Raw genomic sequence first — 21716 nt, forward strand, 5'->3', positions numbered from 1 at the left:
TAGAGATAGATTTATCAATTTTGATTGTAAGTCATCTAACAAGCGCTGATATTCCGCAAATTCTCAGACTACTTTGAGAACTTGACCTTGTTTATAGCATTTCCCGGTCTACTGAAGTACTAACTAGAAATCCTCCAAACTCCTCTGCGCTTTCCTCCGCGCTCCTCTGCGTTTAAAATTATTAAATCTGTTTATATCTTGAGCGATGTCTACTCATCTCCATTTATACTGAATTTCGTAAGGGGCGATCAGCTACATTCATGGTTGTTCGAGTTCCTCAAGAGCCTTAGTTCGGCTTAAAGGTGTTTCCCCCTTAACTGCTTCCATCGCTCGATAAAGTCCTTCGTCTTCAATCGCATCTAACAAGCGCTGATATTCCTCAAATTCTAGGACTACTTTGAGAACTTGACCTTGTTTATCTGTAATTAACTCCTGAACAAACGGATATTCTTCAGCTTTCATAAGTGATTGCACAAAGTAATTATCTTTACTATAGAGCGATGTCTACGACGAGCTACGCCTACGCCTGCCATCATACATTTATCATGAGTTTTACAGGAGGCGATCGCCTTCAAACCCAAACATTCAAGTTGAGAACGAGAAACTTCGAGCTTGGAACAAGAAACTTCGAGGTTTGAACATGAAACTTCGAGCTTGGAACAGAAAACCTCGACCTTTGAACGAGAAACTTCGAGCTTGGAACAAGAAACCTCGACCTTTGAACGAGAAACTTCGAGCTTGGAACATAAAACTTCAAGCTCTAAACGAGAATAATGGTGTTTATATCTTGAGCGATGTCTACGCCAGGCTACGCCTACACCTTCCACTCTCATTTAAACTGAATTTTGACACCAAACCCCGTCCCTCTCATCTCCCGCAAACCCTCGGCGCACTGGGATGACTAATCAAATAACCCTTCAGCCAACTGCAACCCTGCGCCAGTAAATCATCAAGATCCAAATTCCACAGTTTGATCGTATTGTCATAACTGGCGGAGGCTAAGGTTTTGCCGTCCGGGCTGAACACCACACTAGAGACTGCATCGCGATGACCTTCTAAAGTGGAGATGAGTTTACCTGTCTCCCGATTCCACAGTTTGATTGTCTTGTCACCACTGGCGGAGGCTAAGATTTTGCCATCTGGGCTGAACACCACACTAGAGACCACATCGCCATGACCGTCGAGGGTGGAAATGAGTTTACCTGTCTCTCGATCCCACAGTTTGATTGTCTTGTCATAACTGGCGGAGGCTAAGATTTTGCCGTCCGGGCTGAACACCACACTAATGACCAGAGCGCCATGACCTTCTAGAGTGGAAATGAGTTTACCTGTCTCCCGATTCCACAACTTGATTGTCTTGTCACCACTGGCGGAAGCTAAGGTTTTGCCGTCCGGGCTGAACACCACACTAATGACCGGAGCACCATGACGGTCGAGGGTGAAAATGAGTTTACCTGTCTCCTGATTCCACAACTTGATTGTCTTGTCACCACTGGCGGAAGCTAAGGTTTTGCCGTCCGGGCTGAACACCACACTAATGACCCCATCACTATGACCTACTAGGGTGGAAATGAGTTTACCTGTCTCCCGATTCCACAACTTGATTGTCTTGTCAAGATTGGCGGAGGCTAAGATTTTGCCGTCCGGGCTGAACACCACACTAATGACCCCATCACTATGACCTACTAGGGTGGAAATGAGTTTACCTGTCTCCCGATTCCACAACTTGATTGTCTTGTCACCACTGGCGGAGGCTAAGATTTTGCCGTCTGGGCTAAACACCACACTAGAGACCGGAGCGCCATTACCTTCTAGAGTGGAGATGAGTTTACCTGGGTTCCGATTCCACAATTTGATCGTCTTGTCATCACTAGCAGAGGCTAAGGTTTTGCCGTCCGGACTGAACACCACACTCCTGACCCAACTGCTATGACCATCTAAGGTGGAGATGAGTTTACCTGTCTCCCAATTCCACAGTCTGATTGTATTGTCATAACTGGCGGAGGCTAAGGTTTTGCCGTCCCGGCTGAACACCACACTAGAGACCGGAGCGCTATGACCTACTAAGGTAGAAATGAGTTTACCTGTCTCCAAATCCCACAGTTTGATCGTCTTGTCAAGACTGGCAGAGGCTAAGATTTTGCCGTCCCGGCTGAACACCACACTCCAGACTGATTCGCTATGATCTTTTAGGGTAGAGATGAGTTTACCTGTGTCCCAATTCCACAGTTTGATCGTCTTGTCACCATTGGCAGAAGCTAAGATTTTGCCGTCCGGGCTGAACACCACATTATAGACCCAATCGCCATGACCTTCTAGGGTGGAGATGAGTTTACCTGTGTCCCGATTCCACAGTTTGATTGTCTTGTCACGACTGGCGGAGGCTAAAGTTTTACCGTCCGGGCTGAACACCACACTATTGACCCCATCGCCATGACCTTCTAGGGTGGAGACGAGTTTACCTGTGTCTCGATTCCACAATTTGATCGTCTTGTCACGACTGGCGGAGGCTAAGGTTTTGCCGTCTGGGCTGAACACTACACTATATACCCCATCGCCGTGACCTTCCAGGGTAGAGATGAGTTTACCTGTGTCCCGATCCCACAGTTTGATCGTCTTGTCAAGACTGGCGGAGGCTAAGGTTTTGCCGTCTGGGCTGAACACCACACTATTAACCGCATCGCCATGACCTTCTAAGCGATTTATTTCCCGAATATTCAGTAGAATATTCTGCAAACTAAACAAAGGACTATAAGCGGGATAATCTGCTAAAGATTTTTTACCCTTGACTAAAGTTTTGAGTTTTTCCCCACTCTGCACAGCTAACAACAATGCCTCAATTTCTCTAGAAGGTCTAAATTCCCGCAAGGCATTTGTTCCCTCTTGTTCGAGTTGCGTAGCTGTGAGAGCATCTTTCCGGGCTAATTCTGCTTGTTGGAGTTCCTTTTTTGCTTGCTGTTGTGCTGTCTGAGCCAGTTTCAAGCCCACAATGGCATTTTGACGCTGCTTTTCTGCATTCTCACGCTGCTGTTGAGCTACTAGCGCCTGTTTTTGTGCCGTTTGCTTCTGGGAAATTGCTTGCTGTGCCTGTATCTGAGCTTTTTGGTATAGTACCTTAGCTGCTACTACTTGCTTATTTGCTTTATTTAAAGTTTTCTCTGCTTGTTGTACCTTGTCATCAGCTACTGTGCGTCTGTATTCAGCAATCTGTAAGTTCTTTTCTACTTGCAATTTATCTCGTCTAGTCGCTTCAGTCTCTTTCGTTGCCTGTATTAAATCTGCCTTAGCTGTTCGTGCTTCCCCCAATTGATATTGAGCAAATAATAAAGCTGCTACCGCCCCAATTACAGCCACACCCAGCACCAAAGAACCAATGCGAATCCGTTGATAAGCTTTGCGGTTCGCCTCTGCTAAAACTTCCCTTGCCTGTTTTTCGATGCGATTTTCTAATTCCTGACTAGCCCCCAAAAACTCATAGTCCACATCACTCAAACTTTTTCCCACCGCCCAGGCTTGAGCATCCTGCAAAGTCTTTCCCCGCAACAACAGCGACTCATCCTGTCGTTCAGACTTCACCCAAGCACTCAGCGCTACAGAATAAGGACGCAACTTAGCCAGAATCTTCTCACACCACTCTTGGTTAAATACTTCCTCATAGATGCGGTTATATATTCGCAATTTCCCATCCCGCCGCACCACCAACCCGGACAGCCGCAACTCTGTTTGTTCGGTACTATCATCAGCTACTATCTCCCCGTGCTGGACAATTTGCTGACACAACCCCAACAATCGCCCAGTGCGTTGTTCACCACTCCGCATGATTCTGTCTCGAATGGTTTTTAAATGTTCTGGCTCATCTTGTCCTTCCCAATTTTCGATAATTTTCTTGTTGACAATTGCTGCTACCAATTCTTGTGGAGACGCAATATATTCTGTCTCTTTGGCAATCAACAAATTACAAACTTTTTGTGTTAAAAATGGCTGTCCTCCTGTCCATGCTAAGACAGCTGTCATTAACTCTTGAGGATTTTTTAAAGTAGCTAAACCCTGTGCTAAAGGTTCGGCTTCTTCCAGTTCAAAGCCTGTTAAATCAATGGCTCTACCAATATTAAAAGGTGTACGTCCCTTATCTTGAATTAAATCTGAAGGTGTAGACACTCCCATCAAAGCAAAGGTAAGACGCTCATACTCAGCATTATCCGCCCGGCGGTTATAACAATCCCGAATCACCGCAAAAAAGTCATCCAGGTTAAAAGCCAGACTGAGAATGCTATCAATTTCATCGATAAAAATGACAATTCTTGCACTGATTTTTTTTAATAAAACTGTTTCAATAAATTTACTCAAACGCTGCAATGGTGAGAGTAAACCGTTCTCATTCCACCAAGTTTCTAAATCGAAATCAATATATAAATCAAAATATCCCACCAACGTATCTATTACCCCCGCATACCATTGTTCTGAGGTAATATCCGCCGTCCCAATCGCCGTAACATCCACCCCCGCACAAGCAAACCCCTCCGCCTGCAATCGCCGCATCACCTGCACCCGCAAGCTAGATTTCCCCATCTGGCGCGAGTTGAGAACATAACAAAAATCCCCAGCCTTCAAGCCTGCATACAAATCATCATCAGCTTTGCGTTTCACATAAGTCGGCGCATTTGCGGGTAGACTACCCCCGACTTGGTATTGATAATTAGTCATGTTTTGGGGTTTGGAGATAATAAAGTAGGGTGTGTTGTCGCGCAGCGCAACGCACCGTCAAGTCAACAATTCAAGGTGCGTTAGCCTACGGCATAACACACCCTACCTCTATCTGAAAAATCGGGATTAAAAGAAAGCATTGTTTGTTTATACACGCAATAATTATGAATTACGAATTACGAATTAAATGAGCTAGTTGCTTTAATACTTTGACAACAGTATAAAGGTCATCCCGGCTATCTAAAGCGAACAAATCAGATAGGGCGTATTGAGGAACTTCAGCTTCTATAAGTTTGATAAATCTAAATTCATTACCATTAGTGACAAAGCCAAAAACAGGTTTTACGGGAGTTACATCGGCTAGCATATAAGCCAAGGCTTGCGGAATTGCAACTGTTAAAGAGTATTGCGCTCGTTTTGCCTCAATAACTAAAACCCAAAATGGGGGATGAAACACTAATATATCAATCCGACCTCGGATAATTGTGCCTTCATCTTCAGAAGAAATTTCCACTTCTTGCTCTGAAGCAACGTAGAAAGGCGGTTGATAGAAGCCTGCTAAACGTAATAATGGAGATAGCACCACCATCTTGACTACAGGCTCTAAAATTGGGTAGCGTGATAAATGTTGATATTCTCCCTTGAGTTGGTCAAGAGTTTGCCGTTCTGAGTCATTGAGTTCTAATAAGTCTTGTCGCCACTCAGGAAAAAAGTTGGGATCATCAACACGTTGCAAACCAAATTCCTCAATTAACTGATTGAGGGTGACATCTTTTCCCTGGATAACTTGAACCATTTTTTTCTCCTTTTAGTTATTAGTCATTGGTCATTGGTTATTAGTCAATGGTCATTAGTTATTATCTTTATCCCTCAATTACGAATTACAAATTACGAATTAACCTTCAGGCGATCGCTAAAATATTGTCGATACAATTGACACAATGGCATAATCTTATTTCCCTGGAATTTGACTAAACCCATGCTACGGAGTTTGAAGGCTTCTATGGTTTCTATATCTACGGGTTGTGCTGACTTTACTACTGCTTTAATAGCTGCTAACAATTCACTGTCATTTTGTAAATTCAACAAATGGCGACGTAAATGATCACTGTAGGGGCCAGCCTCGGTTGGTGCGACTTGTTCTAGCTGTGCTAATGTCATCCTACCTCGTGCAATGTGATATAGTGCCACCCTGACTAAATAAGGGTGTCCACCCACTAACACCATTAACTGTTCCACCTGGGATTTAGACCAACTTAATCCGTGACGCTGCACTAAGTCTAATACCTGGGTTTGATTCAATTCCGGTAACTCAACAGGTAAACCCACATTAAAGGGTGACTGATTAATATTCAGAGGAATATATACTTCTTTGGAATGGACAATTACTAGTCTGAGTTTTTGCCAAATTGGATCATTTTTAGCTCGTTCATGCCAAGCACGGAGTAACCCAAAAAAATCCGTAGCAATTATGGGATGTTTAAATATCTCATCCACTTCATCCAAACCTAAAATAATTGGTGTATCAATCTGCTTTAATAAATACTTCTGGAAGTAATTGCTAGCCTTATTTTTGCTACCCAAAACACCTTTCCAGTAATCTTCTAACTGGTTTGGTAAATTCAATTCATCTGTAATGCTAGTACACAACCACTGCAAACACATATCTAAACTACTTAAGAATTCGCCATCCGCCTGTTCAAAGTTGAGATAAGCAGTTTGATAATCTTGTTGACGTGCATGGTAGATAATTCTTGACAATAATGAGCTTTTACCCATTTGTCGGGGTGCTTTGATGCGAACTAAAGCCCCAGGGTTGAGAATTGCTTCATAACAGTCGGTTTCAATTGGTGAACGTGTAACGTAGAAAGCCGAATTTAAGGCAACTTGTCCTTCGGGAATTTCTAAGGATAAGGCTGTTGTTGTCTGGGTTTGCTGATTTCTGAGATTTCTACTTTTCAGGACAGGAATTGCCGACTCTGGGATACTTTGTAAGTCAATGGCATTACAGCCAAACTCATAAGCATCCTCATAAGACCGATTAGCACCTAATGCGTCATAAAATGCGATCGCAAATTCTCTAGCGGCGACATCCCCAATTTCCTCATTCATCCCGACCACACAACCAATGTGTTGAGAAATTGCCTCCGCTTGTACCTCGCTGTAGCAAGCGTTTAAAAACACACACTCAATTGATGCTTGACATAATTTAAATAGCTGGGCTAGGGCTTGTGTACTGACTAACTGACCTTTTCCTGCTTCATCTTCTAAAACTAAACCTGCCTCACCCGCACCATGTCCTGAAAAATGGACAATCTCAGGTTTATAATCTAAAAGCGATCGCCGTAAATCTTGAGTCCGCACTGCCCATTTAGAGATAACCTGAAACTGATCTCGGTTTCTCGCACGTTCTAACCCAGCTTCAATGTCCCTGACTTCTTGATTTAAACGCAAAGGTTTACCGTTGATGGGATGAGCTGACAAAATCAGAATAGTTTTCACTGGGCTATTAATTACGTATATGCAAGCAGATTATCTAGATGTAGTTTACAACAGCTAGAAAACAAGAGGAAATGGAGAGTGGGGAGGAGTAACTGAAGAATTACCCGGCAAACTACAAGCCACGGAAGCAGCAAATACCGGACTATGAGGTGTGATGGTGGGTGAGTGAGCAACTAGAACAACCTTACCATTTTGGTCTACTATCCAACCTTGGGCTTCAATGATGGGAGAATAGCGATCGCTCTCCTGGATTTGTTGTGTATGCTGTTTTTGCATACTATCATGACGATTCCCTGTGGCTATTGGTAGTGATATCCACTCTGTCAGCACCGCATCACTAATCAATTTATCAGTAGGACTAGGTGCAATTCCTCCTCTGCCTGTAGCAATAAATGAGCTTTTGTCTTGGTTTCTCCGGGGATTACAACTAGAGGTGATTTGCCGAGAACCATCAACAGTATTTGTGGACAATTCAACTAAGCCCTTGCTGGGGTCAACATCAGGTGTGTTAATTTGCACAGTACCATTTAATGAAGCATTTGCCTGAGAAAAGGCTGTGATGTCATTAGTTGGTAGCTGACTTGGGTTTAAACTTTCGGGATTTTCCGTTCCTAACAAACTTACCAAATCATCACGAGTACGCGGTACAAATCCCAAAATACTACTAGCGTTGATGTTAATTTTGCCGCCATTACCAGAGAAAGCGTTGGCAGTGATATCACTATTTTCTCTGGAACGGGCAATGACAAAGCCATTAGCTGCATTAATCGTAATATTTCCTCCCTCTCCACCTCCTGATATTTTGCCTGCATTAGTAGAGATTTGACTTTCACCACCCATCAAGAAAAAATTCTTGATGTTTAGTGTAATATTTCCTCCACGACCTAAATCACTATTAGACGTGAGTTGTCCTCGATTATCTAGCACAATGGAGTTAGCAGTTACCACTAATTCACCTGCTTTTCCTAAAGTGCGTCCATTCAGGGGGTAAGTGTAATTTGGATCAAATAAGCTGCTGACATTGATTTTAGCTTCATCTTGGACAATCAATTTTTTTGTCGTAATTGTGACTTTTCCTGCATCTCCAGAAGTGTTAGTCAAAGCGACTAAACCACTGGATGTACCTTTGAGTTCTACAGATTCAGATGCGTTAATAGTTAAATCTCCCCCTGCACCTGTACCCGGTATAAGTCGAGAGTTGCGAAATAATGCGATGGAATCTGTTGCTATTTGTCCGCCATTTTGAATCAGCAAATTCTTGGTATTGATATTAATTTCACCAGCTTTTCCCGCCAACCCAGTAGAACTAAACAATCCACTACGGTTAACTACTCTTGTAATGGGATCTCTAAAACTACCAATTACTTCTACCGACTCAGAAGCGTTGACAGTCAATTTGCCTCCATGACCTTCTCCTCTAGTCACAGTAGATAATACCGCACCATCCCGAACAATTAATTTCTTGGCATTAACTGTTAAGTCACCACCATCTTTTGTACCTGTAGCTTGAGTTCTCAAGCGAACAAGATAACCTGCGAGTTCAACATTGTTACCTTGTACTTGAATGTTGCCTCCATTATCTTCTCTATTGCTAGCATCTACTTGGGATGGAACATGAACATTGTTCACGTTTATCGGTGTTAGGCGAATATTTTGAAAATTCTGGACATCTTGATATCCTAAAGTCCAACCTTGAAACGTAGGGTTAATACTAACTAGGCTATTTGGCGCAACACTTCCTAACTCTATTCTTCCCGAAGTTGCTGTTAAATTTCCCCCTTCCAACCAGATATCTCCACCTACAAGTGCTAAAGTTTTATTGGGTTGTACTTGTAGTCCCACATTACGTAAACCATTGGGATTTGCTTGGGATTTATTGTGGATTGGATTAGCCGTTTGGGCAAATTCTAAGCCAATAGGCACACTTACTTTTAGTAATGCGGGTATTTGGGGATTGGTAGCACTAAACTTAAACCCGTCAGCAAAATTTATACTACTAGCAGTACTCGCAACAAATGAACCTCTAATGTTTAGTGTTCCTTGAGAACCAAAAATAATTCCATTAGGATTAATGAGAAATAAATTAGCTGTACCTTGAGTTTTGAGAATGCCGTCAATATGAGAAATAGAATTACCTGTTACCCGGCTAATAATATTAATAACGTTATCTGTATTTTTAAATTCAGCTGTAGTTAAACTAGGTACTGAAAAATCTTTAAAACTGTGAAACAAATTGTTTCCTACTCTCGTACCACCTTCAATAATGATGACTTTATCCTGTAATGTAACCTGAGAATTATTAGGTAAAGTACTATCCTGCGTGATTTGGGCGATAACTGATTGTGTTGAGACAGCCATGACACCACTGACCGCCAATGCTAGACTTTTCGACCAGACCCAAAAATTACTTATAGCGGACATCGTACATTTCCCAGGAAGTACTTTACAAATAAGGCCGCTTAGACAGATTACCTAAAAAACAGTAATATCTTTCTAGCCTATTCAGAAAGTTTATAACATTCCTTGTATCCCATAATATGCAAAAGGAGTATAAAAAGTTATACTCCTTAAAAGTGCGTATATGGAAGTGAATTTAAAAAATTAACTAGTTAGGTCTACGTCATATTAAGGTAAGCATACCCTATTGCCGTCTTCATCAATCCAGCAAGTTTCTGGGGCTAGATCAGGTTGGCTTGATGCCATAAAGTTATCAACTGCTACCTTTTTTACACTATTGTTTGGTTCATTTGTATCAGCTTCTAAAGCATCAGCAACTACTTCCTCAACTTCAGAGTGATTGATACTTGAAGTTAACTCGTTTTGAATATCTGATTGTGATTGAGATTGCATAACTGTTTACCCACCTGTTGAATTAATCTGTTTAAGCGATTTTCAATGTCCTAATGAGTACTTCAGTTCGTCTCCCAAGGATTACGCAGTGCTTCACAAAACTTTATGCTTTTCTCCGAAAATTCCTCAAGGGAGTGAGGGAGACAAATCAATTCAAAATTCAAAATGAAAGAAGGGGACAAGGGGACAAGGGGACAGTGAGATAAGAATAATGACTAATGACTAATGACTATTGACCATTGACCATTGACCATTGACTATTCCCTAACTCTTTACCCCCGTGGTGGCGATACCTCGGATAAACTGGCGTTGACCAATGAGAAATAGCAGCATCACCGGTACGGTGGCAATTGTCACTGCTGCCATCATTAAAGGCCAGTTGTTGGTAAACTGTTCCTGAAACTCTGCCAAGGCTAGCTGGACTGTTCTTAATTCTGGTCTAGTGGTGAATACTAAAGGTTTGAATAAATCGTTCCATTCACCAATAAATGTAAACAAGAACAAAGTCACCAAAGCGGGACGAGCTAAGGGTAACATGACCTGCCACAAAATTTGTAGTCGGTTGGCTCCATCTATAGCGGCAGCTTCCTCCAACTCTACAGGAATTGTCTGGAAATATTGACGTAAGAGAAAAATTCCAAAGCCGTTAACCGCAGTCGGTAAAATTAACGCACCGTAAGTATTAATCAGGTGTCCCCATTTCAAAACTAGAAATATTGGTATCACTAACAACTGGAATGGTATTACCAAAGTAGCTAAGACGAATAATAGCAGTGCTTGCCTACCTCGAAACTTCAACCTAGCCAAGGCGTAACCCGCCAATGCCGAAGTTACAATTTGAAATGCCGTCACAGCGATCGCTACCAAGGTAGAATTAGCAAATGCCAGCAAAAATTTACCTCGTTGCCAAGCATCGCGGTAATTAGCTAGTGACCAATTATTTTTGGGCAAAACTTCTAAGTTTCCTGGAGGTGCAAAGGACGTGAGAAAGACCACAAACAGTGGCAACAGGACAATAAATGCCCCCAGGAGTAGTCCGGCTAAACTCCAAAAGTTAGTAGATTGCCAATTATGGTTGGATTTTGACATGAGTTAACCAATCCAGCAATTGTTTATCTATTACTCACATACTACAGTTGCACTCAATATACCATTTGGCTGAATTACCCAAGCCTGATTAATGTGTGCTTGTGAATTTGGCCCTGGGCATTTGCCGCAAATCTTGCACATCAAGTATGGAAATCTCTAATCTACAACATAGGCATTTGTTAAGTAAAATTAAACCACAGCGAGTATTACCCTGAATTCATAGGGTAAATTAAAGTCTGGTATCAAATAATTCAGGTTTACAGGAGTAAACACACCATGCAGCAGGTTGCAGCCGATTTGGAACTTGATTTCCACAGCGAACAATATAAAGATGCCTACAGTCGTATTAATGCGATCGTTATTGAAGGTGAACAAGAAGCTTATGAAAATTACATCAAACTAGCTGAACTGCTGCCAGATCATCAAGAAGAACTAATTCGGCTATCAAAAATGGAAAGTCGCCACAAAAAAGGCTTTGAGGCTTGTGGACGTAACTTGCAAGTCACTCCAGATATCCAGTTTGCTAAAGAGTTTTTTGCGGGATTGCACGAAAATTTCCAACAAGCCGCAGCTGAGGGTAAGGTGGTGACCTGCCTGTTGATTCAATCTTTGATTATCGAATGTTTTGCGATCGCTGCCTACAATATCTACATTCCTGTTGCCGATGATTTTGCGAGAAAAATCACTGAAGGTGTAGTCAAAGATGAGTATAGCCATCTCAACTTTGGTGAGGTTTGGTTACAAAAACATTTTGCTGAATCCAAAGCAGAACTAGAAGCAGCTAACCGCCAAAATCTACCTATCGTCTGGAAAATGCTCAACCAAGTTGACAAAGACGCAGCAACTTTAGCTATGGAAAAAGAAGCCCTAGTCGAAGATTTTATGATTCAGTATGGCGAAGCTTTAAGCAATATTGGTTTCACCACCAGAGATATTATGCGCCTTTCAGCTTACGGACTAGCAGCAGTTTAGTAGTGAGTGCTGAGTAGGGAGTGCTGAGTGCTGAGTGATGAGTGCTGAGTAGGGAGTGCTGAGTAGGAAGTACTGAGTAGGAAGTAGGGAGTGATAAATTAGTAAATCTAGGGGATGAATTCAAGAAAAAATTCTTTTTCTGCACTTATTAAACTTTTGGCACAAGCAAACCAAATAAAATATTAAGAATCCCCGCTTAAGCCAATACTCATTACTCCCCCACTCCCTCACTCCCCCACTCCTTCACTCCCCCACTCAGCACTCAGCACTCAGCACTCTTAACTCATCTGACACTTTGTATAGTATTTTTAAAAGTTAGGTATACTCTCTTACCCACTGATTCCACGCTTTCGACAAGGCACACGCTCAAGATATCACTACATGTTTGGTCTAATTGGACATCTCACAAGTTTAGAACACGCTCAAGCGGTAGCTCAAGAACTGGGATACCCAGAATACGCCGATCAAGGGCTAGATTTTTGGTGCAGCGCCCCACCGCAAATTGTCGATCATATTAAGGTGACTAGCGTCACAGGGGAGATCATCGAAGGCAAGTACGTAGAATCTTGCTTTTTGCCAGAAATGCTGGCTAATCGTCGGATTAAGGCGGCAACTCGCAAAATTCTCAATGCGATGGCTCATGCTCAAAAGCATGGCATTAACATCACGGCTTTGGGGGGATTTTCGTCAATTATTTTTGAAAACTTTAACTTGGAACAGTTTAGCCAAGTTCGCAATATTAAGCTGGAGTTTGAACGCTTTACTACAGGTAATACCCACACTGCTTATATTATTTGTCGGCAGGTGGAACAAGCATCAAAACAACTCGGTATTGAACTTTCGCAAGCAACAGTGGCTATCTGTGGGGCGACAGGGGATATTGGTAGTGCGGTAACTCGCTGGCTAGATGCTAGAACCGATGTAAAAGAATTGCTACTCATTGCTCGTAATCAAGACAGGTTGCAAGAATTACAAGCCGAACTGGGACGAGGTAAAATCATGTCCTTGGATGAAGCGTTACCCCAAGCTGATATTGTAGTTTGGGTGGCTAGTATGCCTAAAGGCGTGGAAATTGACCCCAAAGTCTTGAAGCAACCTTGTCTGTTGATTGATGGTGGTTATCCCAAAAATCTGGCTACCAAAGTTCAGTATCCTGGTGTTCATGTGCTAAACGGTGGTATCGTCGAGCATTCCCTCGATATTGACTGGAAAATCATGCAAATTGTCAATATGGATGTGCCAGCACGGCAGTTATTTGCTTGTTTTGCGGAATCTATGCTGCTGGAATTTGAGAAGTTGTACACGAACTTTTCTTGGGGACGTAATCAGATTACCGTAGACAAAATGGAGCAGATTGGTCGAGCATCAGTGAAACATGGGTTTAGACCACTGCTGGTTTAGTCATTAGTCAATAGTCCTTAGTCAATAGTCAATAGTCAATCATGTCTAGACTGGGGATTTTTGACTGTTGACTTCTAACTCAACCCTCAACCTTATAAATCTTACGATGGCTACAACTGAACGCAAACCACTACTGTTGGATTTTGAAAAGCCACTGGCAGAACTGGCAAACCGGATTGAGCAAATTCGCCAACTTGCAGAAGAAAATGGCGTTGATGTGTCTGGTGAAATTCGCAAACTGGAAGCACGGGCGACGCAGTTGCGTGAGGAGATTTTTAGTACTCTATCACCAGCGCAAAGATTGCAGGTGGCTCGTCATCCCCGCCGTCCCAGTACTTTAGATTACATCCAATCTATCACTGATGAATGGATGGAGTTACATGGCGATCGCTGTGGTGGTGATGATCCGGCTTTAATCGGTGGTGTGGCGCGTTTGGGTGGACAACCTGTAGTCATGTTGGGTCATCAAAAAGGACGAGATACTAAGGATAATATTGCCCGAAATTTTGGCATGGCGACCCCTGGCGGTTATCGCAAAGCTATGCGGTTGATGGAACACGCCAACAAGTTTAGTATGCCAATTTTGACTTTTATTGACACACCAGGGGCTTTACCTACGGTGGTGGCAGAACGGCAAGGGGCAGGGGAAGCGATCGCTTACAATCTTAGGGAAATGTTCTGTTTAGATGTACCAATTATTTGTACTGTCATTGGTGAAGGCGGTTCTGGTGGTGCTTTGGGGATTGGAGTTGGCGATCGCCTGTTAATGTTTGAACACGCAGTTTATACTGTGGCTACCCCCGAAGCCTGTGCCGCTATTCTCTGGAAAGATGCCAGCAAAGCCCCCCAAGCAGCCGTAGCCCTGAAAATCGTCTCCCATGACTTGAAAAATTTAGGTATTATTGACCAAATTCTTCCAGAACCCATCGGTGGCGCTCATGCCGATCCCTTAACGGCTGCCACCAACCTTAAACAAGCCCTGCTGGATAATTTAGAGCAGCTTAACCGTCTCACATCCCAAGAAAGACGGCAATTACGTTATGATAAATTCCGCAAAATCGGCGTTTTTACAGAAGTTGCCCATTAACAACTACTCTTAATTGATTCATCAGAGCAAAACCAGTGCTATAATTGCCTATGGCTACTTAAAGATTTTTAACAATCTTCTCAGCCATAAGTATTTATATCTAAACAAAACCACTCAAGTAGATGAGTGGCTTGTTAAGTATTGTTGAAGAAGAAGTCAGGAGCCAGAATCAATCAGTCGGGGATTCAGACCCGCGACTGATTGAAGACCACCAAATGTTCAATTTAGTGGGGGTCTTAAACCAGTTTATTCATCCGCCAGTCGTACAGAATTTATGCTGAATTCTGACTCCTGACTCCTGAATTCTGTTCGATAAGTTCGGTTTCATGTCATCAACTAGGTTCTCAAGCCACTGTTTGTTAACCTGTACAAAGCAGCAATTGAAGAGAACACTAATAATAACAAAGAATCATAGCATTTGTCAGCAAATATCATCGGAATTTAAGGTTAATTTAATCTATTTGTTCCGAAAGATTTTCATAATTGAGTGGCAAGGGCTTGCAAAACTGCCAAAAAATTGGGAGAAAGCATGAGTTTGGAGCAGAAAAAACGCGCTCTGATTACTGGGGCAAGTAGTGGAATCGGTAAAGCAACAGCCTTAGCTTTTGCCAAAGCAGGCATAGATGTTGCTCTAATCAGTCGTTCTCAAGAAAAATTGGCATCTGTAGTAGAAGCAGCAAAACAGACGGGAGTGACTGCCAAAGCCTATGCGGTAGATTTAGCAGAAGTATCGCAAGTAGAAGCGAATATTCAAGCGATCGCCGATGATTTTGGAGATATAGATATTCTAGTTAACAATGCGGGCATGGCATACACAGCTAGCATTAGCGCCACCCCCCTAGCAGACTGGCAACAAGTCATCAACTTGAACCTAACCAGCGTATTTGAGTGTATCAAAGTAATTTTGCCGAGAATGCGCGATCGCCATACAGGCACAATCATCAATGTATCTTCAATTGCAGCCAAACAAACTTTTCCTGACTGGGGAATCTACTGCGTCAGCAAAGCAGGTTTAATGGCCCTCTCGCAAACCTTGGCACAAGAAGAACGTAGCCACGGTATTCGAGTCACCGCCATCTGTCCTGGTGCTGTTAGTACCGCACTTTGGGATACAGAAACTGTTAACGCTGACTTTGACCGTACCAAAATGCTAACCCCAGAAATTGTGGCCGAGTCAATTCTCTACACTGCTTTATTACCACCACAGGCAGTCATTGAAGAATTGACAATCATGCCCAGTGCTGGCGCGTTCTAATTCGTAATTCGTAATTCGTAATACCCGCCTTCATGCGAGAAGCAAGCTACGTAATTTATAGAGAAGAACAAATCGTTTGTATATCTCTAACTTCCAAGTTTGTTACTAGGAATTACTTGCGAATTATCAATTAAGAATTGTTTTAACCGTCGCCAGACCAAAATTCAAAATTTGAGAAGCAAAATTTTTCATCTGTAAATAAATTTTGAATTTTGAATTTTGAATTTTCCTCTTCCCCCATAGGGGGTTAATCACCGAACACACCATAACCAAGACAGATATCATGACTATCGCTAGTTCCAACGGTTCCAACGGTTCCAATCGCGCTCAATCTCCCTTGATTACTGACTTGGCAGATGCCATCAATACCAGACCAGATCGCAATACTCACAATGGACGACAACCAGAATTGCATCCACCTTCACTAGAACAAATGGAGCAAATGCAAGATGCTGTCAGAGCAATATTAGTAGGAGTGGGAGAAGATCCTGAACGGGAAGGTTTGCTAAAAACACCCAAGCGTGTGGCAGAAGCTATGCAGTTTCTCACTAGTGGTTACAACCAATCTTTAGAAGAACTGGTTAACGGGGCGATCTTTGACGAAGGGCATAACGAGATGGTACTAGTCCGGGATATCAACTTCTTTAGCCTCTGTGAACACCATATGTTGCCTTTTATGGGCAGGGCGCACGTTGCTTATATTCCTAAGCAGAAAGTTGTCGGACTAAGTAAGTTAGCTCGAATTGTCGAGATGTATTCTCGTCGCTTGCAGGTGCAAGAGAGGTTAACTCGCCAAATTGCCGAAGCTGTGCAAACAATTTTAGAACCCCAGGGAGTAGCAGTAGTAATGGAAGCTAGCCATATGTGCATGGTGATGCGTGGTGTACAGAAACCCGGTTCTTGGACTGTTACTAGTGCCATGCTGGGTGTATTCCAAGAGGAACATAAAACCAGAGAAGAATTCTTTAACTTGATTCGCCATCAAGCAGCGTTTTTTTAAGTGATGAGTGCTGAGTGCTGAGTGCTAGTAGGTTGGGTTGACGCAAGGAAACCCAACATCAAAATCCATACTGGGTTTTTGAGATCCTACTGATGCGCTTTACTTATGGAAACTTGGAGACGTAGCAATGCTACGTCTCTACGTCATATTTAATGAAACTAAGAGCGAACTTCAATTACAGTCACTACTTTTTCATCGCGGTTGAGTTGGATAATGCTTTCGCCTTTGCCTTCTCTACTCAAGATGGGGATTGTTTCTGTAGGTATGCGGACTATTCGTTCTTTGTTCGTGACTAATGCCACTTCCGCAGAGGCGATCGCATTTACCATCCCAGCTAAATTGTCGGTTTTGTTGACAAATTTGAAAGACTGTGTACCTAAATCACCACGATTGACAGACTTTAACTGATTGATGGGTAAGCGTTTTCCATAACCCTCTTCTGTCACCAGCAATAAATGGTCTGCTTGAGATGAACTGACACAGCCAACCATTTGCTGATATTTGAGCAATCGGAATGCTTGCAAGCCCATAGCTGTTCTACCCATAATAGGTAGTTGTTCATCATTGATGGCGAATTTGAGCAAGCGTCCGCCAGAACTGGCTAAAATCAAGTGTTCTCCTGGCTTGGTGAATTGTGTCAACAACAATTCATCGTCATCTTTGAGTTTTAAAATCGTAATTCCTCGCCGGGTTAAGTTAGTCAATTCACCGAGAGATAAGCGCTTAATTCTGCCCTGCTTAGTTAAAAGAATCAGTTGCTGTGTGTCTAAGTTTTCTGGGAGTAAAAAGCGGCTAACTACAGGTTCCTGTGTACCTTGAGCTGTGCTAGTCAGCAAGGTAATCAACGGTGTTCCTCGTGGTGAACGTCCAGTAGTTTGGGGAATGTCGCCTACTTTTACAGGATAGAGTTTACCGCCACTGGTGAGGACTAACAACTCTTTGTGGGTATCAGTGAAATTGGTTTGGATGATGAAGTCGTGATCTGGCAGACCGTTTTCCGTCTTGAGTTTTTTTCCTGGCTGAAGTCGGCGTAAGTATCCCCGATGGGTAAATTCTAAAATTGCTGCTTCCGCAGGTTCTAAAGGCTGAATATTTTCTGCAAATTCTTCTGCTCCTTTGGTTTTCGGCTCCTCTGCTCCTCTACCTCTGGGTTTTTCTAACGCTTTGATACTCTGATCTAATGAAAGCTTTGTGCGTCGGGAGTCGCCATACTTCCGTTTGAGCGATCGCAAATCTTTTTTCAACGCCTTGAGTAACTCCCGGCGATCGCTTAATAATCTCTGCAACAAAGCTATTTGTTCGCTAAGTTCACTAAATTCTCGCTGTAGGTTCTGTTGTTCTAAACTAGTCAGGCGACGTAATGGCATAGCTAAAATCGCATCCGCCTGAACTTCGCTTAAATCTAGTCGGCTACACAAGCTAATTTTGGCTGTACTACCATCAGCTGATTGGCGCAAAATTTCAATCACTGCGTCTACATGAGATAAGGCTTTGAGTAACCCTTCTACGATATGTAATCTACTTTCTGCTTTCCCTAACTCATAACTGTAGCGACGGTTGAGTGTCTGTTCCCGAAAATTGAGAAACTCCAAGAGCAATTGCCGCAAACTTAACTGTCGGGGTTGTCCATCAACGATCGCTAAAAGAATTGCCCCAAAATTAGTTTGTAAAGCAGTTTGGTGATATAAATTTTGGAGAACTTCTTGGGGATTAGTATCGCGTTTCAGTTCAATGACTACTCGCATCCCTTCGCGATCGCTCTCATCCCGCAGATCAGAAATCCCTTGTAAGCGACCTTGATTAACTAATTCTGCTACTTTTTCAATCCAGCCAGCTTTATTTACTTGATATGGCAATTCAGTAACGATAATGGCTGTGCGTTTTTTGCTGCCTTTGCCACCAGGAATTTCTTCTACTGTAGAAACTCCCCGCAAGACAATACTACCTTTACCTGTGATGTAGGCTTCTCGAATCCCTGTATCACCAACTATTTCCCCACCCGTGGGAAAGTCTGGCCCTGGGATTAAATCTAGTAACTTCTCATCGGTTAAGTCTGGTTGGTCGATCAGCGCAATCAAACCATCAACGAGTTCCCCTAAATTGTGGGGGGGAATATTTGTTGCCATCCCCACAGCAATACCAGTACAGCCATTGAGCAACAAAAACGGTAACTGAGCAGGTAATACTGTTGGCTCTTGTTGGGAATTATCAAAGTTACCAATAAACTCTACTGTTTCTTCACCGATTTCTGTCAGCATTCCCTCATGACCAATCGGTGCGAGGCGCGTTTCCGTATAACGCATCGCCGCCGGTGGGTCATTATCAACGCTGCCAAAGTTACCATGTCCTCCCAGCAAAGGATAACGACTGGAAAAATCTTGCACCAGTCGTACCAAAGCATCATAAACAGCTTGATCGCCATGAGGGTGGTATTTACCCAACACATCCCCTACCACACGAGCGCATTTACGATATGGTCTGTCGGGTGTTAAACCGAGTTCGTGCATAGCATACAATATCCGCCGATGCACTGGCTTTAAGCCATCCCGCACATCTGGCAATGCTCTGCCGACAATCACACTCATGGCATATTCCAGGTAAGACCGTTGCATCTCGGTGTGGAGAGCCGTGGTGATTACCTGTCCCGTGGAGAGAAGGTTTAACTGTTTTGCCATGAGTTTTTTCCCTGAGATTGAATTACATAAAGGTCGCTGGCACTAAACACGGCAGCAAACACAGCATAACGGATGAAAAGGAATTCCAAAAACAATCTTGATGATTACCTGATAAAAAGCCGTAGTATTATCCTTGATGACGGGGAGGTACATAGACTATTAAAAAGAAGACGGAACAGTAATTTAACCGGGTAGTAATTTGCCCATGCTAATTTAGTTCGTCTACAGTTTCATAGCTAGGATACTTAACCATGATTTCATTTTGAATTCCTAGATCCCCTCACCTCTATAAATAAACTTCTCATGAAAACAGTTTTGATTGTCGAAGACGATCTGATTAATGCTCGTGTTTTTTCCAAGATTTTGACCAAGCGTGCTGGCTTGGATGTGAAACATACTGAAAATGTAGAAGAAGTCATCAAAATCGCTCAATCAGGAGAAGCAGACCTAATTTTAATGGATGTTTCTCTATCTAGAAGTGTTTACCAAGGTAAATCTGTTGATGGCATCAAGATTACACAAATGTTAAAGTCTGACCCGCAAACAGCAAATTTACCCGTCATTCTTGTCACGGCTCACGCGATGGAAGGCGATCGCGAAAACTTTCTCACCCTCAGTGGTGCGGATGGTTACATCTCCAAGCCTGTTGTAGACCATCAACAGTTTGTTGACCAAATCTTGGCACTGCTTCCTTAAGATCACCATTGAAACCTCAAATATTCCTCAAAAATTTTCGCCCAGTTGTATTGTGGGCGAAGAGTTTTAAATTTTATAGTATAAACGTACTATGAAATATTAGTATAAGCAAGTGGCAATTTTAAATCAGTTATCAGTTATCAGTTATCAGTTAACGCTGATTCAATTATCTCGATTGATAACTGTTTACTGATAACTGTTCACTGTTAAAAGTGCTGAGTACTCAGCACTCACTACTATTGTGGAACTTGTTGTCTAGCGGGCATATTTTCTCGCTGTTCTAATGCTGCCTGAATACGGGGTAATTCGAGGAATTTTTTGGTATCAGACAGTAGGCGATCGCCCCAGAGATTTTCTTTGAGGAAATCTAAATTGCCATAACGTTGATCGATGCGGAGTGCAGCTTCTCCCAGGGAGAGCGCTCGTTGGCGATCGCCTTTAGAGTACAGTGCTACGGCTAAAGCTAATAATGGTTCTGCGGCTTGTTTATCAAGGCTTACGGCTGTTTGCCATTGTTTAATTGCCTCTTCGACTTTACCCTGTTCGTAGTTAATTAAACCAATGTTGTTGATCGCTGGCCAGAATTTTTGATCCAAAGAGACGGCTTTATTGTACTGGGCAATAGCATCTGGCAGTCGTCCCACCATATAGTAAGCATTGCCTAAATCAAACAATCCTTCGGGATTGTTGGGTTTTAATTTTAACCCTGCTTGGTAATGCTCAATGGCTGCTGGATATTTTTGCTGTTGAAAATTAGCCGAACCCAATGCAAAAAAAACATCAGCATTCTTAGGATTGATAGTTCTGGCTTTGTTTAAGGCGGCGATCGCTCCATCATAATTTTTGGTTTGCAACTGCAAGCCACCCAACAAAAACCACACTTTATCATTCCCTGGAGCCAACTGACTAGCCAGTCTCGCTCTGGGTAAGGCTAACTCGTACTGCTGAAATTGCCCTAGTTGAGCTGCTTCTTGTGCCAGACTCAACCCCTGCTTCTCCAACTTTGCTGGATCTAGTTGCACTGTATGCGGAATTAGTGCCTGTGCGTGAGCTGCCTTGGGCATACTCCATAAACCACAGACAACCAGAAGAGAAATTAAACCAACGTTTCTAGGCACACTACCGCCTCTTAAACAATAAATCAAATAATCTTTCAGCTAGCTTAAACGATCTCTCCTCTAGTTGACAGGCAAATGTTACAGTCGTTAGCGCAAATTCAGCAACGCAGCAACGTAATTCAATCCGTATAGACGAATTTTGCCTATGTAGCTGCGACTTCCAGTCGCCTAGTGTAAGATATAAATCACTTGACAAAAACATTAATATATGATGCGCCACCTAACAATAAAATTAGAAACTTAGGTAATTTTCTAGTTAAATTTTTTGATGTCAATCTGTCATGCTGGCGATAGTACTTAAAGCCAATAGTACCCAAGATAATATCAACCAATATCCAGCAACTCACTACAAAAGTTAGAGGACGTT

General features: G+C 42.7%; 15 protein-coding genes. 6 read left to right on the forward strand and 9 right to left on the reverse strand.

Translation table 11 applies throughout. The features are described from left to right. Positions 1-258: 258 nt before the first annotated feature. The 7 genes from FD725_RS19695 to FD725_RS19725 form a co-directional block, all read right to left on the reverse strand. On the reverse strand, positions 259-462 hold the full coding sequence (locus tag FD725_RS19695) for a hypothetical protein (RefSeq protein ID WP_179049708.1): 204 nt from the start codon (positions 460-462) through the stop codon (positions 259-261). A 405-nt stretch (positions 463-867) separates the two neighbouring features. Next, on the reverse strand, positions 868-4704 hold the full coding sequence (locus FD725_RS19700; protein ID WP_179049709.1) for an AAA-like domain-containing protein: 3837 nt from the start codon (positions 4702-4704) through the stop codon (positions 868-870). A gap of 169 nt (positions 4705-4873) precedes the next feature. Further along, a complete protein-coding gene (locus tag FD725_RS19705; protein ID WP_179049710.1) occupies positions 4874-5500 on the reverse strand; it encodes a type I restriction enzyme HsdR N-terminal domain-containing protein in 627 nt (208 codons plus the stop codon). A gap of 92 nt (positions 5501-5592) precedes the next feature. Then, the gene (locus FD725_RS19710) at positions 5593-7206 is read right to left on the reverse strand and encodes an AAA-like domain-containing protein (protein ID WP_179049711.1); all 1614 of its coding nucleotides are present in this window, start codon (positions 7204-7206) and stop codon (positions 5593-5595) included. 54 nt (positions 7207-7260) lie between these two features. Then, positions 7261-9627 (reverse strand): S-layer family protein, encoded by a 2367-nt coding sequence (locus FD725_RS19715; RefSeq protein WP_256871661.1) that lies wholly within the window; start codon positions 9625-9627, stop codon positions 7261-7263. A 204-nt stretch (positions 9628-9831) separates the two neighbouring features. Continuing rightward, positions 9832-10056, reverse strand: coding sequence for a hypothetical protein (locus tag FD725_RS19720; RefSeq protein ID WP_179049712.1), 225 nt, complete (start codon positions 10054-10056; stop codon positions 9832-9834). Between the two features lie 264 nt (positions 10057-10320). Beyond that, positions 10321-11145, reverse strand: coding sequence for a carbohydrate ABC transporter permease (locus tag FD725_RS19725; RefSeq protein WP_179049713.1), 825 nt, complete (start codon positions 11143-11145; stop codon positions 10321-10323). 276 nt (positions 11146-11421) lie between these two features. Here FD725_RS19725 and FD725_RS19730 point away from each other — a divergent pair, with 276 nt between their 5' ends. The 5 genes from FD725_RS19730 (at position 11422) to folE (ending at position 16860) form a co-directional block, all read left to right on the forward strand. Next, positions 11422-12117: an aldehyde oxygenase (deformylating) gene (locus tag FD725_RS19730; protein WP_179049714.1), complete on the forward strand. Its 696-nt coding sequence runs from the start codon at positions 11422-11424 to the stop codon at positions 12115-12117. 381 nt (positions 12118-12498) lie between these two features. Continuing rightward, positions 12499-13518 (forward strand): long-chain acyl-[acyl-carrier-protein] reductase, encoded by a 1020-nt coding sequence (locus tag FD725_RS19735; protein WP_179049715.1) that lies wholly within the window; start codon positions 12499-12501, stop codon positions 13516-13518. A gap of 106 nt (positions 13519-13624) precedes the next feature. Further along, a complete protein-coding gene (locus tag FD725_RS19740) occupies positions 13625-14605 on the forward strand; it encodes an acetyl-CoA carboxylase carboxyltransferase subunit alpha (RefSeq protein ID WP_179049716.1) in 981 nt (326 codons plus the stop codon). A 529-nt stretch (positions 14606-15134) separates the two neighbouring features. Then, positions 15135-15860: an SDR family oxidoreductase gene (locus tag FD725_RS19745; RefSeq protein WP_179049717.1), complete on the forward strand. Its 726-nt coding sequence runs from the start codon at positions 15135-15137 to the stop codon at positions 15858-15860. A gap of 283 nt (positions 15861-16143) precedes the next feature. Next, a complete protein-coding gene (gene folE, locus FD725_RS19750) occupies positions 16144-16860 on the forward strand; it encodes a GTP cyclohydrolase I FolE (protein ID WP_179049718.1) in 717 nt (238 codons plus the stop codon). Positions 16861-17018: 158 nt separating this feature from the next. Here the strand turns inward: folE and FD725_RS19755 are convergent, their stop codons facing one another. Then, positions 17019-19535, reverse strand: a complete 2517-nt coding sequence (locus FD725_RS19755) for a DNA topoisomerase (ATP-hydrolyzing) subunit A (protein WP_179049719.1) — start codon at positions 19533-19535, stop codon at positions 17019-17021. Positions 19536-19838: 303 nt separating this feature from the next. Here FD725_RS19755 and FD725_RS19760 point away from each other — a divergent pair, with 303 nt between their 5' ends. Further along, positions 19839-20231: a response regulator gene (locus tag FD725_RS19760; RefSeq protein WP_179049720.1), complete on the forward strand. Its 393-nt coding sequence runs from the start codon at positions 19839-19841 to the stop codon at positions 20229-20231. Between the two features lie 236 nt (positions 20232-20467). Here the strand turns inward: FD725_RS19760 and FD725_RS19765 are convergent, their stop codons facing one another. After that, positions 20468-21349 (reverse strand): tetratricopeptide repeat protein, encoded by an 882-nt coding sequence (locus FD725_RS19765; protein ID WP_179049721.1) that lies wholly within the window; start codon positions 21347-21349, stop codon positions 20468-20470. Between the last annotated feature and the right edge of the window lie 367 nt (positions 21350-21716).

This window comes from Nostoc sp. TCL26-01 (genome assembly GCF_013393945.1).
Lineage (GTDB): Bacteria > Cyanobacteriota > Cyanobacteriia > Cyanobacteriales > Nostocaceae > Trichormus.

Bases quoted from the DNA above. Each gene is read 5' to 3' on its own strand.
- FD725_RS19695 (WP_179049708.1), bottom strand. From the start codon at position 462: ATGAAAGCTGAAGAATATCCGTTTGTTCAGGAGTTAATTACAGATAAA.
- FD725_RS19700 (WP_179049709.1), bottom strand. From the start codon at position 4,704: ATGACTAATTATCAATACCAAGTCGGGGGTAGTCTACCCGCAAATGCG.
- FD725_RS19705 (WP_179049710.1), bottom strand. From the start codon at position 5,500: ATGGTTCAAGTTATCCAGGGAAAAGATGTCACCCTCAATCAGTTAATT.
- FD725_RS19715 (WP_256871661.1), bottom strand. From the start codon at position 9,627: ATGTCCGCTATAAGTAATTTTTGGGTCTGGTCGAAAAGTCTAGCATTG.
- FD725_RS19720 (WP_179049712.1), bottom strand. From the start codon at position 10,056: ATGCAATCTCAATCACAATCAGATATTCAAAACGAGTTAACTTCAAGT.
- FD725_RS19725 (WP_179049713.1), bottom strand. From the start codon at position 11,145: ATGTCAAAATCCAACCATAATTGGCAATCTACTAACTTTTGGAGTTTA.
- FD725_RS19730 (WP_179049714.1), top strand. From the start codon at position 11,422: ATGCAGCAGGTTGCAGCCGATTTGGAACTTGATTTCCACAGCGAACAA.
- FD725_RS19735 (WP_179049715.1), top strand. From the start codon at position 12,499: ATGTTTGGTCTAATTGGACATCTCACAAGTTTAGAACACGCTCAAGCG.
- FD725_RS19740 (WP_179049716.1), top strand. From the start codon at position 13,625: ATGGCTACAACTGAACGCAAACCACTACTGTTGGATTTTGAAAAGCCA.
- FD725_RS19745 (WP_179049717.1), top strand. From the start codon at position 15,135: ATGAGTTTGGAGCAGAAAAAACGCGCTCTGATTACTGGGGCAAGTAGT.
- folE (WP_179049718.1), top strand. From the start codon at position 16,144: ATGACTATCGCTAGTTCCAACGGTTCCAACGGTTCCAATCGCGCTCAA.
- FD725_RS19755 (WP_179049719.1), bottom strand. From the start codon at position 19,535: ATGGCAAAACAGTTAAACCTTCTCTCCACGGGACAGGTAATCACCACG.
- FD725_RS19760 (WP_179049720.1), top strand. From the start codon at position 19,839: ATGAAAACAGTTTTGATTGTCGAAGACGATCTGATTAATGCTCGTGTT.